Genomic DNA, 16,473 nt, shown 5'->3' on the forward strand with positions numbered 1-16,473 from the left:
GCGTGACGTGGGAAAACAAGCCGGTGTGGTCGGAGGGCATGTTTCTCCGGCCGCAGCACTTCCAGCAGTACGAACGTTTCGCGGGCGCACAGCTGGAAGCGCGGATCGCGCCGCTGGTCGCGCATGGCTATGGCGTGCTGCAGATCGAGCTCGGCGAAGGGGCGCTCAAGACCGGTAAACTGATGATCAACCGCTGTTCTGGCGTGTTCGAGGACGGCACGCCGTTTCGCATTCCGGAGCAAGCGGCGGCGCCGATGCCGCTGGAAATCATGCGCGATGTGCGCGACGAGGTTGTGCACTTGTGCATCCCGGAAAGCCGCGCGGGCGTGGCCGATGTCGCGCTGGACCGCAGCGCACAGACCGAAACGCGTTTCGTCGCCGAAGAGTTCGAGGCGGTCGATACGATCTATGGCGGCAGTTCGCGGGTGCCGATCAACGTCGGGCGTCTGCAACTTTCGCTGCGGACCGAATCCGAAGGGTTGGACGGCTATACGACCCTGCCGATCGCGCGCGTGATCGAACGCCGCGCGGATGACAGCATCATGCTCGATGCAGGCTTCATTCCGTGCTGCGCGGCGGTCTCTGCCAGTCCGGTACTGAGCGGCTTCATGAGCGAGCTGGAAGGCATGCTGCACCAGCGGGCCGAGGCGATTGCAGGACGCTTGGGTACGCCCGGCGCCAAGGCCGTGGCCGACATCACCGATTTTCTCTGGCTGATGGTGGCCAACCGGAGCGAGGCGATGCTCAAGCATCTCTCTGCCATGCCGGTGATCCATCCCGCCGATTTCTACGGCATGTTGTGCGCCCTTGCGGGCGAACTTTCGACCTTCACGCAGACATCGAACCGGCCGCAGTTCATGCCGCTCTACGCCCACCGCCAGCAGCGCGTGTGCTTTGATGCGGTGATTGCCGATCTTCGCCGGTCGTTGAGCATGGTGATCGATCCGATCGCAAGGGCCATCCCGCTCGTGCCGCGCGGGTTCGGCATTCAGGTCGGGCAGATCGAGGATCGTTCGCTCTTTACCTCCGCCACGTTCCTGCTGGCCGTTCGCGCCGGTGTGGATACCGAGCAATTGCGCGCGGGCATGCCGCGGCTCACGAAGATCGGGTCGGTCGAGCATATCCGCGATCTGGTCAATCGCCACCTTCCGGGGGCAGACCTGTTCCCGATGGCGGCGGAACCGCGCCAGATCCCGTTCCGGGCCAACACGGTCTATTTCACCATCAACACCCGCCATGAACAGTGGCAGGCTGTACGTACATCCGGGGCCGTCGCGCTGCATGTGGCGGGCGAAATCCCGGGGCTTGAGCTCGAAATGTGGGCTATCCGAGGACAACAGCAATGAGCGGTGAAGACGGCGACGACGCAACCGTTTTCCGGCCAGGCGGACAACCTTCCGCTACGCCGCCGGCACAAGGTGTGCCGCAGGCCTCACCACCCGGCCGTCCGGTCACGCCTGCTGGCGCACCTGCAACGCCTCCTCCACAGGGCTGGGGCGCGCCGCCTGCATCGCCGCCGACACCCACCGGCATGCCGCCGCAAGGCGGCGGACGCATCGAATTCGCGCCCGGCGAGCCGGTGCTGCACGGGCCGGAACCTGTCGTGGCGGCTGCAGGCCGCCTGATCCTGCTGGCCAATCACATCAAGGGCCTGGCCGTCGGGCCGGACCTTGAATCGCTGCGCCGGACAACCGTCGCGGAGCTGGATGCCTTCATCAAGCGCGCCCGTGCCCTGGGACTGGAGCCCAAGTCGGTGCAGCTAGCGCACTACATCCTGTGCGCGTTCATCGATGATGCGGTGATGTCCACGCCATGGGGCGGGGCGAGCCAGTGGTCCACCCAGAGCTTGCTGGTCGTCTATCACAAGGACGCGCGCGGTGGTGACCGCATGTTCCAGTTTGCCGAACAGATGGAGCGCGATCCCAGCAGCGAACCGCGCCTCATCGAACTGCTATACCAGTGCCTCGCACTCGGCTTCGAGGGACGTGCCGCACTTGATCCTCGCGGACAGAACCTGCTGACACAGCGGCGGGCGGGACTTGCCGCGCTGGTGCAGCGCCAGCGCGCAGCCCCTACCGGCGAGATTTCGCCCCAGTGGCGCGGCGCCACCGCCGCGTCCGGCCGGTTCAGCGCAGTGATCCCGCTCTGGGCTGTGCTTGCCGGGCTCGGCGTGCTCGGGCTGATGATCTTTGCCGCCCTGCTGCTGCACTTGTCGAGCCGCGCGACCTCGGCGATCGAGGCTGTCGACCGCGCGGTCGGCAAGGCGACCGTCGCGCCGCCACCGCCGCCGCCCGCACAGGCCGAAACGCCGCTCTATGAGAAGTTTCAGGATATCCTCCGCCCGGATGTGGCTGCCGGACGGCTTGAACTGACGCGCGAGGGCAACGAGATCGTGATCCGGCTCCATAACCAGGGCTTGTTCGGTTCGGCGCAGGCCGATGCTTCCAGTTCGTGGAGCGATACCTTCGATCACCTTGCGCAGGCTGCGAACCTGACCAAGGGCCCGATCAAGGTGGAGGGCCATACCGACGATCAGGCGATCCATTCGTTGCAGTTCCCGTCCAATCAGGAACTGTCGGAAGCACGGGCGCGGTCCGTCGCGCAGGCGATCGAAGGGGCAGGGCTGACGGACGCTTCCCGGATGTCCATCGCCGGTTTCGGATCGACCCAGCCGATCGGTGACAATGCCACCGACGAGGGTCGCACGCGCAATCGCCGCGTCGAACTGCGCGTCGGCAACGATATCAACTGGCGGTAAGGAGACTGCGGTCATGAAAGCGCTGTTTCGCAATCGCTGGTTCTGGCGCGTGGTTGGCGCGCTGGCGATCGGCCTGCTGATTTTCTTTGTCGGTCCGCTGGTTTCCATTGCGGGCTTCCGGCCGTTCGGTTGGTGGCCGGTGGCACTGTTCTTTGCTCTGCTTCCGCTGATCGTGGTGGGCGCGTTGTGGCTGCTGGCCCGAAGGGGTGAGAAGGCCAAGAACGCCGAGATGATGGAGGCGCTCAAGCCTGATCCCGGCGCCACCGATCGCGACGAGATTGCCGCCAAGCTCTCCGAAGCGCTCGATATGCTCAAGTCGACAAAAGTCGGCACGCGCGGCGCCTATGCCTATCAGCTGCCCTGGTATGCGATCATCGGTCCATCAGGCGCGGGCAAGACCACTGCCTTGCTCAATTGCGGGCTGGATTTTCCGACCGCTGTCGCGGGTGAATACCGCGCCTTGCGGGGGCAGCCCAAGACGCCGAACTGCGACTGGTGGTTCACCGACGAAGCGGTGCTGATCGACACCGCCGGCCGGTATGTCACGCAGGACGACGATGCGAGCGCGGATGCCGCGGGTTGGAAGTCGTTTCTGGAGCTCTTGCAGAAGCACCGTCCGCTCCAGCCGTTGAACGGCGTGATCGTGGCGGTGCCGGCACCCGATTTCGTTGATCCTGCGAAAATGGCGGAACACGCCCGCCACATCCGCGCGCGGCTCGCTGAAATCGGCAAGGAACTGGGGTTGAACCTGCCGGTCTACCTGCTGGTGACCAAGGCCGATCTCCTCGCCGGCTTCCGCGAATACTTCCGATCGAGCACCGATAGCGAGGCCGAACAGGTGTTCGGTGCAACCGCCATCGGCGACACACTGGACAACGCCTCGGTCATGCAGGGCTTCGAAGGCCTCGTCAATTCGGTCGCCGCCAAGGTGGTCGAGCGGATGCAGAACGAGCCGCAGATGCACCTCAGGGCCCAGATCGCAAGCTTCCCCTCGCAGCTTGCCTCGCTGCAGGAGCCGATTGCCCGCCTGCTCGATGCGCTTGGCCAGAAGAGCCGCTTCGACGATGCCGCCCGGGTGCGCGGGGTGTACTTTGCGTCTTCAGTGCAGACCGGCAATCCCGTCGACCGGATCCTGATGAGCGTGGGCGCCCCCACGACCCATTCGGCTTATGCGGTGGGCACAGGGCGCAGCTATTTCCTCAAGCGGTTCTTCTCTGACCTGCTGATCCCTGAACAGGGTCTCGCGGGCCGGAACCCGCTGGCAGAGAAGCGGTCCGCCCGCAATTATAGCTTTGCCGTCGCGGCATCTGTTGCGCTGCTCGTGGTGTGCTGCGGGATCTGGACCTGGGGCTATTTCCGCAATCTCGCCCTGATCGACCGCGTGTTCGCCACCGCCGAAGCCTATGGCAATGTGCGGGCCAACGGCGGCGGCGGCGTGGACGAGGATGTCGCCGCGCTCGGCATACTGGGCAGCGCGACGAGCGATATGGCCGCAGCGAGCGACTTCGGGCTCGGGCTGGGGCAGGGCGGGCGGCTTTCCGCCGAACTCGGCGGCATCTATGGCCGCGATCTCAAGCGGCGGCTCACCCCGATCCTCGTCGGCCTGGCGGAGCAGCGCCTGACGGCGGACACGAGCAATCCCAGCGCGCTCTACGACGATCTCAAATCCTATCTGATCCTCGGCGGCCAGGGGCCTGCCATGGGCGAACACGTTGTCGCCTGGGTGCAGCCCGCATGGCTCGCGCGCGGGGGCGGCAATGCCGACAGCCAGGCGGGGGAACTCGCCCGGCACACCAAGGCCATGTTCGACGGCAACTTCGCGCCGCAGACCATCGACGCGGCCCGGGTCGAAACCGCGCGAACGGTGCTGCGCGCGCAGCCGGCGGCGGTTCGCGTCTATGGCCGCCTCAAGAGCAAGGCCATGGAGCAGGGTGCGGGGATGTGGACCGCGCGCGACAATGCCGGACCGCGCCCCGAGGTGTTTTTCGAGATGAGCGGCGGTTTCGCGACCGGCGCTGGCGTGCCCTCGCTGTTCACGCGCAGTGGCTATGACAAGATCTTCGTGCCGATCGTCGCCAAGGGTGCGTCGCTGCTTGAGGAGGAAAAGTGGGTTGTCGGCGATACCGGCACCGCCAAGATGTCGGCGGCTGAACTGGTCGGGCTGAAGGCCGATCTCGAACGGCTCTACTTTGCCGAATTTCTTGATCGCTGGCAGTCCTTCATGTCGTCCATCAAGGTCAAGCCGGTCAACTCGCTGGGCGAGAACGTGCAGCGCCTGCGTGATGGCGGCGGCCCGCTCTCGCCGATCAAGCCGCTGCTCGTCGCCATCGCCAAGGTCACCGACATGACCCCGAGCGCGGCTGTCGCGCAGGCATCCGGCAGATTGGCGGATGCAATTGGCCAGTCCGTGGGTCTCAGCGGGGCAAGCGGCGCCATGCCGGCAGGCGCTGCCGGCGGGCGGCAGCCGGTGGTCGATGCCTTCCTGCAACTGCGCATGTTCGTGGGCAAGGGCGATGGCGCTCCGCTCGATGCCTGGCTGCAATCGATGAACCAGCTAGCCGACAAGCTGAACGTGATCGCGGTCTTGCCCGGTGGCGGCGGGGAGACGGGCTCGCAGCAGAGCATGGATGCCAAGGCGGCGATCCTGCAGCTTGACCAGACAGGCAATTCGATGCCCGCGCCGGCGTCCATCTGGGCCAAGGCCGTAGCGAGCGACGCCAATGTGGCGCTGGGCGGAGCCCGCCTTGCGCAGATGGGCGCAGCGATGAGCGGCAGCTTTGGCGAGGCCTGCGCCAACGGCCTGGCGCGCGCCTACCCGGTGATGCCCGGATCGGCGAGCGATCTTGCCGTGCCGGACTTCGCGCGGTTCTTCGCGCCGCAAGGCCTGTTCGCAAACTTCGTGAACACCGAACTCAGCGGCTATCTGGATCGAACACCGCCCAACTGGAGCCCCAAGGCCAATGCCAGCGAGATCGGACTGACCGCCTCCACGGTCAGCGCGATGCAGGCAGCGGACACCGTGACGCACATGTTCTTCGGGGCGGACCCGACGAACCCGCATTTGTCCTATCAGATAGAGCCGGTGGCTTTATCAGGTGCGGACAACGTGACCTTGCAGATCGATGGCCAAACCTTGCGCTACGATGGCAAGATGGCGGTGCCGATGTCGTTCGACTGGCCCGGCGCCGGGGGGGCTTCCGTCATCTTTGCCATAACGGGAGGAGCCCCCGCACAGCGGACCTGGAACGGCCCTTGGGCCGTTTTTCGTATGGCGAAAGTGGCCGCGATCAAAGCTGGTGCCTCGCCGGTTATCGGGGAGGGCAGTCTGACCCAGGGCGGCGCGCGCTTCGATTTCCGCATCCGCACGCTGGCGGGTGCCAATCCGTTTGTGGTCGATCCGTTCGTGAAGGTCGGTTGCCCCTCGATCAGTGCACCATCGGGGGCGAAACCGGCGCTTTAGGTGCGGCCGGGATGCTTGTGTCTTGAAGCTTTCGCGCGCTGACCAACGCCAGAACAGGCACAGCGCGGGCTGATCGGAGGAGAGGCGGCGGTGGCATTGGTTCCCGGACAGCGGATTTCAAGCGGTGGATGTATCAGCCGCCTCAATTGGGTCGGTGCGCGGGCGCCGGCATTGATCGAGCAAGCACTGGGCTACCAGAAGGGGCGCCTCTCGCTTGGCTATGCCATCGGGCTGCTGATCGAGCCGATCCGGGCCAACCACGTCGAGTTCGGTGGATTGACGCTGCGCTCAGGCGGTCGTGAGGGCGCACCGCTGAAGGATCCCGAGCAAGACCAGCTACGGGTGAGAGTGCATACACGTATGTTGCAGGAATACGGCTCCAACAGCGTGGCGAGAATGCTGGAGGACTTGGCCAGGGACCCGCGCAACCTCACGGGCAGCGAGCGGATCGTGAAGATCTACCCGGTGATCGAGCACAAGGGCGACAACCCGAAAGAAGAGTATCCGATGGGCGGTGGCGGCCCGCAGTTCATTCTGACCGGACGGCACGACTTCCTGATCGCGGCGGTCGTCTCGGGCGATTGCATCGCCGCCACGGCAGCGGGCTGGAGTGTCTCGGTGGCAGAGAACGCGCCTTACGCTGGACGGGAGCGCCTGGCGAAGTACCTGACGACCGCGACGATCTGATCGTCAGCGCGATTCCAGTGCACGAATGATCGGCACCATCGAGTGCGGGTGCGGCGCGATCGAAGCGACCCGGATTGTCTGCACCTCGGCACCGACATGGCGGCCAACCTGGCTGACCGGATCCCATTCCCCGCGAAAGTTCTGAATGGGTGAGAATGCCGCGTCGTTGCTGGCCGCAGCTGCCATGTTGAGAAGGTTGGTAAAGCCCAGGGTGCTCACACTCAGCACGCCGCCCCCGATGCCGCCGATCGCGCTGACCAGCGGATTGGATGACATCTGATTGAGCAGGTTCAGCACGCCGGGTGCGTTGAAGGTCATCCCCGGCACCTCGCAGATGGCCGCGACAAGCTGCACGAACGCACCGCCCAGCGAATGGCCGGTCAACCACAAGTTCGGGAACGACACCTTCATGCGAGAGGTGAAATCGACCGCCGTGTTGAGTTTCATCGCAAAAGCATTGAGGCTCAGCCCGATGCCGCCGGCATCAGCGATCACCCAATCCTGCCAGTTTGCCGATCCGCGGAACGAGATTACCGGAGGCCGGCCTCGCTGCGTGGGCACATAAAGCCCGGCGAGAAAGTTGCCGTCTTCCATGCGCCTTTGCAACGTCCACTCACCGGTCATCGCCGAGGTCGATCCGTAGATATCCTGCGCCATCCGCGCGAGTGTCAGGTTAAGCGATTCCGGCATTCTCACGTCTCCATACCGCGCAGCAGCGCAGCGTCGTCACTTGGTAGTCAGGTTCAGTGCAATTACTTTTGTGCCACCGCCACCGGCGTCAGCATCGTCTTCCCGCCATCGCCCACCAAGAAGTAGGCGCCCCAGTAATAGGGGTGCGAATAGCGGCGCGTGTCGATCATCTGGACCTGCGCCACGCGCAGGGACTTCGCCATGCCGGCGGTGCGGCCTTCGCTGTAGAACCGGGCCATCAGCTCATCGGTTTCCTTGAGCACCGGCACGGCCCAGAAGGTGGCAAGCACGGCGCGCGCGCGCGCAGTGATGAACGAGCGGACCAGACCATCGAGCGCCGGCGAAGAGCTTTCGACACCCGCCTTGAGCGCGGTCTGCGTGCTGGCACCTGCGCCGGTGTCGCACGCGGAGAGCACGACAAGGTTGGCGTTGAGGTTGAGCTTGGCCACTTCGTCGAACGAGAGCATCCCGTCCGAGAGTACCTGCCCGTTTGCCGAAGGGGCGGCGAGCGTCGTCAGCAGGGCGGGGGGCAGGTGCAGCCGGCACTGCGGCAGGTCCACTTGCGTTTCCGGCAGGCCGTGGGTGGCAAAATGGAGAACCTGATACTGGTCGAGCTGCGCCCCGCCAGTGCCGTTGAGCAGGTTCGTATCCGTGAATGCACCGCGGATGATCTCCGGCGGATTGTCGGCGCCCAGCGCGGCGGCTGCAAGTCCGATCTCGCGCGAGCTGATCGGGGTGATCTGGCCGAGATACCGCGCCCAGGTGCCATAAGAGATCGAGCAATCGAACGGCATCTTGCTATCTGCCGCCATGGCGGTTGCCGCTTCGGGCATGGCATTCTCGCCGATGCCAAGGAACTTCCCCGGTGCGTTCGACGGGGTAACTTCCTTGCGCGTGCGCAGGAACGCACGCGGGGAAAGCGCGATATCGGATTCGGTGGTGCGCGAAAGGAAGGCCACCTTCGAGTAATCGCCCTTTGCGCGCTGGCCCTCATAGACTGCGGCCGAGGCTGGATCGCTCACCAGAACCGCGAGAGGAAGCTGGCGCAGCTTGCCTGCCGGGTTGTAATTGATGCGCTGTGCGGCAGCAACGGCGCTGGCCGCAGGGCCGGTGATTGCCTGGAAGAGCTTCGAAGCCTTGCTGACCTGGAACGGCCGGATTGTCCGGGTCGCTTCGTCGACGCGCGCGCTTGTCAGAACGGCATCGGCAAGCTTCTCGGTCTTGGCGGCGCCGCCATCGACCATGTAGATCCAGGTCTTGTCCTTTGCGATGACGATCCCGGCCATCTCGTTCTTGAGCAGCGCGATTTTGAGGTAAACCTCACCGGGGGCAAGCGCCTCGCGGATTTCGGCGATTGTGGCGGCTTCGTCCTGAAGAGCACCGATGCGGTTGTCCGAAAGCAGCTGACTGTTGATGCTTTCGCGCTCGTTTTCAGCGCCCTGCCGCTCCTTTTCGAGCGCATCGAACTCTGGCCCGGACGTGACCCCGATATTCGCGATCTCGGTCCGGAGACGAACCAACTGACGATTGAGCAAGGCACTCTTGCGCAGGAGCCCGGCGATCTTGTCGTCGGCGGAAATGACCTTCTGTAGCTGCGTGTATTCGCGTGCGATGGCGGGTTCACCGACCATCTGCATGGCACTGAAGAATTCTTCGTCCCGCGTGGGCGAGGCGTCCGCCTTGGTCAGCAGCACGAAGTACCGCTCCAGCGCCGCGAGCGAGACATAGCCTGTGCCGGTCAGCTGTGGCAGCGATTCCACGGCCGCGCGGTAGTTGGCCAGCACTTGCTGCGGGCTGATGGACGGATCCCGCGAGGCGATGCTGGCGCGTTCCAGCCGCGTATCCGCGAGCAGCGGCGCGTTCTGGAAGGTGTCGCTGACGGGCTTCGCATCCGGGAACAGGCACCCGCCACCAGTCACGCTGCCACTGAGGGCGTTCACCGCGCAGTTGAGATGGACCAGCGCCTGGCTCGCCGCACCGGGTCCGCCGCGGCGCATCAGGATACGGGCGCGCTGGCGCTCTACCATGGTCCGCAGCCAGACGATATTGTCGGGCGCATAGCGCGCCACCACAATCTGTGCGGCCTTGACTGCGATCTTGAGCGCCTGGTCGGCCTCATCGATCCGGTTAGAACCAAGGTAGGCCGTGCTTAGCGCATTGAAGCGCTGGGCCTCGAGCAGCGACCGGGTCAGCTGGTTCTGATCGCTGAGTTCGGATTGCAGGTTGTAACCCGAGCGGGCCGACTCATCGTTCAGGCGGCTGAGCGTGATCGGATCATCCAGCGTGCCATCGGTCTTCTTGTTCTGCGTCAGCGCTGCGATCGCATCGGACCAGGCATGCTGGTTGATCAGGTCGAGCCCCTTGTAGATGCTGACTTGCAGCATCTGCTGGTCACGCCGGGGCGAGGGCGGGGCCTGTTCCAGCAGGGCCGAGGCCATGGCGAAATCGCCTTGCGCGAGTTCGAACTGGCTGAGATTGGAATTGGCAAGGCCAGACGCGAGCCGCAAGTCGATCCGGGTCGAGATGTCGGCCGATGCAAAGGCGCGCAGCGCATCGGTCAGCGTGCGGGAGGCATCGAGCAGGCGGCCGGTCTGCAACGCTACGACGCCATCAGCCAGCGCCGCGTCGGCGGTCAGGGCCTGTGTCCCGCCGCTGCCTGTGGTCGTGCTGCCGGCGGGTACGGATGCCAGATCGAAAGTGGCCTTCTGTGACTGGTTGGCCGGCGGCGGGGCCGCGCCGAGTGCAACCACCCGCAGAACCGCTTCCATCGTGCCGGTGGCCGATTCCAGCGAAGCGCCTTGCCAGATCCGCCCATCCTTGGCGGCGAAGCGGATATCGATCGCGGTGCGCCCGAGCGTCGCATCGAAGCAGCGCCGGATCTCTGCCGGTCCGATGCCGGTGAGCGAGACGGACAGCGCGGCGCCGCATTGACCGGTGTCTGCAGGCTTGCCCAGCGGGCTGATGTAACCCTGAATGTCGGCCGCTGCGATATCCCGGCAGGTGATCAGATAAGGCTGATCGGCGCTGTACTGAAGGCCAGAGGCGTCCTTCCCCCACTTCCGTGCTGCGGAACAGCTGTCCCCGTTTGCATTGGTTCCGACGGCAAAGCGTTCCGGTCCAGGGGCCGCGTGGACCGCTGTGGGGGCAAGTATCAGCGAAGCCAGCGCACTGGCGGTGAAAAGCGCAGCCTTGGCACTCTGGGCGCGCGACTGGGGCATGGTGCGGATCGGCATGGTGCTCAATTGCCTTTGTTTGCAGTGCAGGTGCTGTCGTCGGGGCGGCACTCGATGGAGTCGATGTCTACGGGCGCGTTCGCCACGTCGACGATGAGACCATCATTGCCGCGGCCGATCAGCGGACTGACCGCAATGGTCGCGGAGTTGTCCGCATCAAACAGCGCAACCTTGCGTTCGTCGTAGAAGTTGAACTTGGGCTGGGCCACGTCCGTGGTGAGGCAGCCCTTGTCTGGTGCACCGATCACACAGCCGTTGATGCGTGAGTTGCTGCGGTTGATGCGCGAGGTGTTGCTGGTGTCCTTCGGTTCGGAAAGCTGGATGACCTTGTTGGTCAGCAGCGCGGCTGTGTTCAACCTGAAGTTGTTGACCACACCGAACATCGCGAAACTGTTCGCCGCCGGGCTGTCTCCGGTGCTGAACAACTGGAGCGCGAGCTCGGACTGGTTGGGCAGGCCGTTTGCGGTGCTGTTGATTTCCACGCCGTTTGATGAGGAAACCCGCGTATTCTGGAAAACTGCAAAGTTCTTGTAGCTGATCTTCATGTCCTTGGCGGTCATGAAAACGCCGACCGGGAGAGCCGTGAAGTCCGTATAGATCAGCGAGTCCGCCGACGCGACCTTGAGCGCAACTTCTGCATCGCTATTGCCGAGGATGTTGGTTGACAGGGCCTGTGTTCCAAACAGGATCTTCTCGCCGCGCAGGTCGATCGTTGCCGAGGGACCGAGGATCTTTGGCTGCTTTGCGCCATTGGTGACCATCAGGATCTGGCTGGCGAGGGTATCAGCCTTGCCAGGATCGCCAACCTGACCACCGATCTGGAGTGTTCGCGCGCCCGTGCCCTTGACGGTAACAACACCGGTGATCTTAATTTCGTTGCCGGTGCCGAGCAGGCGGGTTGCGACCTTGCCTGTCGCCTCGGACACGTCGAGCGTACCGATCTCGAGCGCCTTGTTGCCGCTATCGACGATCACGCTGCCAGCAGCAAGGCGGCCGAACTCGGCGTTGTCGACTTTGAACTTGGCGGTCGAACCGCTGTCGACATCGCCCACGCTGACGCTACCAGTGCCCGTGTTGCGCAGCAGGATCGTGCCGGTGAGGGCGTTGATGGTGCCATTGATCGCAACATCCGATCCTTCGACGGTGATCGCGTTACCAGTCGTGCCGGTTTCGGCACCAAACTGCACGCCCGGAAGCTTCCCGGCGTCGGACAGGGTCAACTTCGCGCTCCGGGTGTTGGCGCCGGTAGCGGTTCCCTTGATGGAAGCGCCGCCGCTGCCAATGGTGACGGTATCCACAGCCGAGAGCGAGATATCATCGCCTGCCGCCAGCGAGGTGGTAACGGTAAGGTTGCCCTTCGTGGCCACTGCAACGTCTTCGCTTGCGGTGATCGTATCCGCCCTGAACTCGCTCCCGGTGAGCGAGGCAACTGAACCGCCAGCGGCGTTGACCTTGCCCAGTGTGACCTTGAGCGCCGCGTTGGCGATGACGTCGCCGTCGGTTGTGGTCAGGCTTGTGGCCGAAGTCACGTCGCCCGCTGCTGCCCGAAGCCGGATCGTCGATTTGGCAAGCTGGCTGTCTTCGCCGCTTGCGACCCCGACGGAACCTACCGCACCTGGCGTGCCGAAGGTCACCGAAGTCCCGCGCGCGCCAGCTAGGCCGTTCGAAAGTCCGGTGGCGAGGCTGACACCACCTGCGTTGGCCAGCAGATCGATATCGTCCCCGGCCGTGGCCGAGGTGATGGCGATGCCCGTTCCGGCCTTCGCCGCGACATCGACACCAGCGCCAAGCGTGCCGGCGGTGACCGTGCCGCCCGCCAGCAGGCCGACCGAGCCCGTGGCATTGCCGGTCGTAACGCCCACATTGCGGCCTGCACTGGCAAGCAGATTGCCGCCCGTTGCGCGTGCCGTGGCAAAGGTGATGTCACGCGATGCGGCTGCTGACACGTCGCCGTCGGTTGTGGTCAGGCTTGTGGCCGAGGTCACGTCGCCCGCTGCGGCCCGCAGCCGGATTGTCGATTTGGCAAGCTGGCTGTCTTCGCCGCTTGCGACCGCGACGGATCCTACTGCACCTGGCGTGCCGAAGGTCACCGAAGTCCCGCGCGCGCCAGCTACCCCGTTCGAAAGTCCGGTGGCGAGGCTTACAGTTCCCGTGTCGGCCAGCAGATCGATATCGTCACCGGCCGTGGCCGAGGTGATGGCGATGCCCGTTCCGGCCTTCGCCGCGACATCGACACCAGCGCCAAGCGTGCCGGCGGTGACCGTGCCGCCCGCCAGCAGGCCGATCGAGCCCGTGGCATTGCCGGTCGTAACGCCCACATTGCGGCCCGTGCTGGCGAGCAGATTGCCGCCGGTTGCGCGTGCCGTGGCAAAGGTGATGTCACGCGATGCTGTTGCGACGATATTGCCTCGCGAGGTCGCAAGGCTGTTGGTCGAGGTCACGTTGCCGGTCGCCGCCCGCAGCCGGATGGTGGACAATGCAAGCTCAGCCGGCTCGCTGTTGGCAACCGTGACCGAACCCACAGCGCCCGGCGTTGCGAACGAAACCGAGCTTCCGCGCGAAGCGATCACGCCATTCGAGAGGCCCGTCGTGAGGTTAATATTGCCCGCGTCGGTCAGCAGGTCGATGTCATCACCTGCCGTCGCCGAGGTAATTGTCACGCCGTTTCCGGCCTTCGCCGCAACATCGACGCCCGCTATGAGGGTGCCACCGGTGACGGTGTTGGCAGCCAGGAGGCCAATCGAGCCGGTCGCGTTACCCGTTGCAACATTCACATCCCGGCCCGCGCTGCCAAAGAGATTGCCGCCCGTCGCGGTCGCGCTGGTCAGCCTGACATCGCGAGAGGCGCTGGCGACGATATCGCCGGCGCTGGTGGTGAGGCTGGTGGTTGAAACGACATCGCCCGAAAGCGCGCGAAGGTTGATCGAGGAGAGCAAGAGTGCTTGCAGCTCTCCGCTGTCAACCTTGACCGAACCTGCCGCTCCGGGCGTACCGAAGGTAACCGAAGTCCCCCGCGCGCCTGCCGCGTTGGTCGAACGGCCGGTCGTCAGGCTGACATTGGCTGTCGTTGCCTGCAGGTCGATATCATCCCCAGCCGTCCCGGACGTGATGCTCACACCCGTGCCGCCTAGCGCGGCAATATCGACACCGGCGTTGAGCGTGCCGCCGGTGACGGTTGCGCCTGCCAGCAGGCCGATCGAGCCGCTCGCATTGCCGGTCACGAGGGTTGCATCGCGGCCAGCGCTGCCGAAGATATTGCCGCCGGTGGCAGAACCTCTGGTGATCGACACGTCGCGGAACGCGGTGGCGATGATATCGCCCTCTGCTGTCGAAAGGTTCGCGGTCGAAGTCACGTCGCCCGCCACCGAACGCATCCGGATTGTTGAGGCGGTGAGTTGCGCGTCCTCGCCGCTTGCGACCGCGACTGACCCAGCCGCTCCGGGCGTACCGAAGGTAACCGAAGTCCCCCGCGCGCCTTCGGCGTTGGTCGAACGGCCGGTCGTCAGGCTGACATTGCCTGTCGTGGCCCTGAGATCGATGTCGTCGCCAGCCGTCCCGGACGTGATGTTCACACCCGTGCCGGCCAGCGCGGCAATATCGACACCGGCATTGAGCGTGCCACCGGTGGCGGTTGCGCCTGCCAGCAGGCCGATCGAGCCGCTTGCGTTGCCCGTTACGAGACTTGCATCGCGGCCAGCGCTTCCGAAGATATTGCCGCCGGTGGCCGAAGCCCTCGTGATCGACACGTCGCGGAACGCGGTGGCGATGATATCGCCGTCTGTTGTCGAGAGGTTCGTGGTCGAAATCACGTCGCCCGTCACCGAACGCAGGCTGATTGTCGACTGGCTCAGCGCCGCATCTTCGCCGCTTGCGACAGCGACTGATCCTGCCGCGCCGGGCGTGCCGAAGGTAACCGAAGTACCCCGCGCGCCGGACGTGTTCTTCGAAAGACCGGTCGCAAGGCTGACGTCACCGTTGATTGCGACGAGGTCGATGTCATCGCCGGCCGTGGCAGACGTGATGGCAACGGGCGTCGACGGAAGGGCACCGGCCGTTCCGCCCTGTGCCCTGATATCGACACCGGCAACGAGCGCAGTGCCGGTGACGGCGCCGCCGGCCAGCAGGCCGATCGAGCCGCTGGCATTTCCGGTCACGAGGTTGGCATCGCGGCCAGCGCTGCCAAAGATATTGCCGCCGGTGGCGGAACCCTTGGTGATCGAGACGTCACGGAACGCGGTTGCGATGATGTTGCCATCCGCAGCCGTGAGATTGGTCGCCGAGGTCACGTCACCCGTTGCCGACCGCAGCCGGATCGTCGACTTGCCAAGCTCGTCATCGACTTCGCCGGAAACCACTTCCACCAGGGCGCTGGTGCCCGGCAGACCGGCCAACCGCACGCGGCTGCCTCGCGGGCCGGTTCCCTTGGCGTTGGCGACAGTCAGCGAAAGATTACCGTTAAGCGCGGCAACGTCGATGTCATCCCCGGCAGTGGCCGATGTGATCGTCACGTTGGTCGCCGGGGATGCGCCGGAAGTCCCGCCCTGTATCCCGATGTCGGTACCAGCAATCAGCGTGGTGGCGGAGACCGAGCCACCGGCCAGCATGCCGATCGAACCGGTGGTGGCCACACCTGTCGTGATCCCGATAGCCTTGGCCGCGCTGATCTTGAGATCGATGGCGGTCTGAGCCTTCGTGGTCACATCGACCGAGGTGTCGCTCAGCAACTGGATCGAACCGGCGGTGCTGGTGAGGTTGGTGGCGCGCAGCAGATCAGTGGTCGTGTCCGATCCGGTGCTGATGCCATCGAGGTTCTGCTTGGTCAGCGCGATCAGTTGCTTTGCCGTACCGGTGCCGACCTGGAGCAGGCCGTCGCTGGCGGTTGCGGTGATGCCGCCGTCCTTTGCAATGGCGTTGGCGATGGTCAGTGCCCGGGCGTTGACGGTGATCTGACCCGCTGCACCCGTTGCCGGATCGGGGTCTGCGCCGGTGCCGGCGGTGAGCGTGCCCAGCTGCGCAATGCCCTGCACGGCGTTGACCGTGATCAGTGCATCGGCGGGCTTTGCCGTTAGCGTTGCCGCGCCGAAGCCTTCCGCCAGCTTTGTTGCCGGAGCGTTGATCTCCAGCGTTGTGCCGGTCGCTGCCGTGCCGCCGGTGGTGGCGAGATCGACCTGCCCGCTGGCAATGATCGTGCCGACGTCGAGTGTGTTGCTGGCCGCAAGGTCAATCGTCCCTGCATTGACCTTGTTGATCCGCAGCACGGTCGCGCCGCTGGTCACAGTCTTTACCAGACCGCCATTGATAGTTCCGAACGCCCCGCTGCCCACATCGATCAGGACAGTCTTGCCATTGGCATCGACGATATTGCTTGCAGAGGTTGGGGTGTACCCATCGGCAACGCCCGTGACCGAGCCGAGCGTTGCTGCGGCGCTGAGATTGCCTGTGGCCGTGATGTTGCGAAGGCGAATGTCGCCAGCGGCAGCATTGGCGGTAAAGGTGCCAGAGTTGACGTCACCCGCAATCAGCGCATTGGAAGCCGTTCCCGGCGTGCCGACTGATCCGGCCTTGATGCGCACGACATTGGCACCGGCCAGCGCGGCGGCATCGGGGGTGGTGAAGGATAGGCCGGCCACGGCCCCGGCGCTGCC

Annotated in this window: 7 protein-coding genes; 4 read left to right on the forward strand and 3 right to left on the reverse strand. The window is 65.0% G+C overall.

The annotated features are described in order from the left end of the window. Positions 1–2: 2 nt before the first annotated feature. The 4 genes from tssK (at position 3) to Q0071_RS01480 (ending at position 6,905) form a co-directional block, all read left to right on the forward strand. Entirely contained in the window at positions 3–1,346 is a 1,344-nt protein-coding gene (gene tssK, locus Q0071_RS01465) for a type VI secretion system baseplate subunit TssK (RefSeq protein ID WP_298164486.1), read from the forward strand. Continuing rightward, positions 1,343–2,758, forward strand: coding sequence for a type IVB secretion system protein IcmH/DotU (gene icmH, locus Q0071_RS01470; protein WP_298164488.1), 1,416 nt, complete (start codon positions 1,343–1,345; stop codon positions 2,756–2,758). Before tssK ends, icmH begins: the two co-directional genes overlap by 4 nt. A gap of 13 nt (positions 2,759–2,771) precedes the next feature. Continuing rightward, a complete protein-coding gene (gene tssM / locus Q0071_RS01475; protein WP_298164491.1) occupies positions 2,772–6,218 on the forward strand; it encodes a type VI secretion system membrane subunit TssM in 3,447 nt (1,148 codons plus the stop codon). Positions 6,219–6,308: 90 nt separating this feature from the next. Beyond that, positions 6,309–6,905 carry a hypothetical protein gene (locus Q0071_RS01480; RefSeq protein ID WP_298164493.1) on the forward strand — a complete coding sequence of 199 codons (597 nt, stop codon included), beginning with the start codon at positions 6,309–6,311 and terminating at the stop codon, positions 6,903–6,905. Between the two features lie 3 nt (positions 6,906–6,908). Here Q0071_RS01480 and Q0071_RS01485 read toward each other — a convergent pair whose 3' ends face one another. The 3 genes from Q0071_RS01485 to Q0071_RS01495 form a co-directional block, all read right to left on the reverse strand. Next, positions 6,909–7,595, reverse strand: coding sequence for a hypothetical protein (locus Q0071_RS01485; RefSeq protein WP_298164496.1), 687 nt, complete (start codon positions 7,593–7,595; stop codon positions 6,909–6,911). Between the two features lie 62 nt (positions 7,596–7,657). Next, positions 7,658–10,828: a CHAT domain-containing protein gene (locus Q0071_RS01490; RefSeq protein ID WP_298164499.1), complete on the reverse strand. Its 3,171-nt coding sequence runs from the start codon at positions 10,826–10,828 to the stop codon at positions 7,658–7,660. A gap of 5 nt (positions 10,829–10,833) precedes the next feature. Beyond that, complete coding sequence (locus tag Q0071_RS01495) at positions 10,834–16,458, reverse strand: hypothetical protein (RefSeq protein ID WP_298164502.1); 5,625 nt, start codon at positions 16,456–16,458, stop codon at positions 10,834–10,836. Positions 16,459–16,473: the final 15 nt, after the last annotated feature.

Origin of the sequence: Novosphingobium sp. (assembly GCF_027486195.1) — a bacterium.
Classification (GTDB): Bacteria; Pseudomonadota; Alphaproteobacteria; order Sphingomonadales; family Sphingomonadaceae; genus Novosphingobium.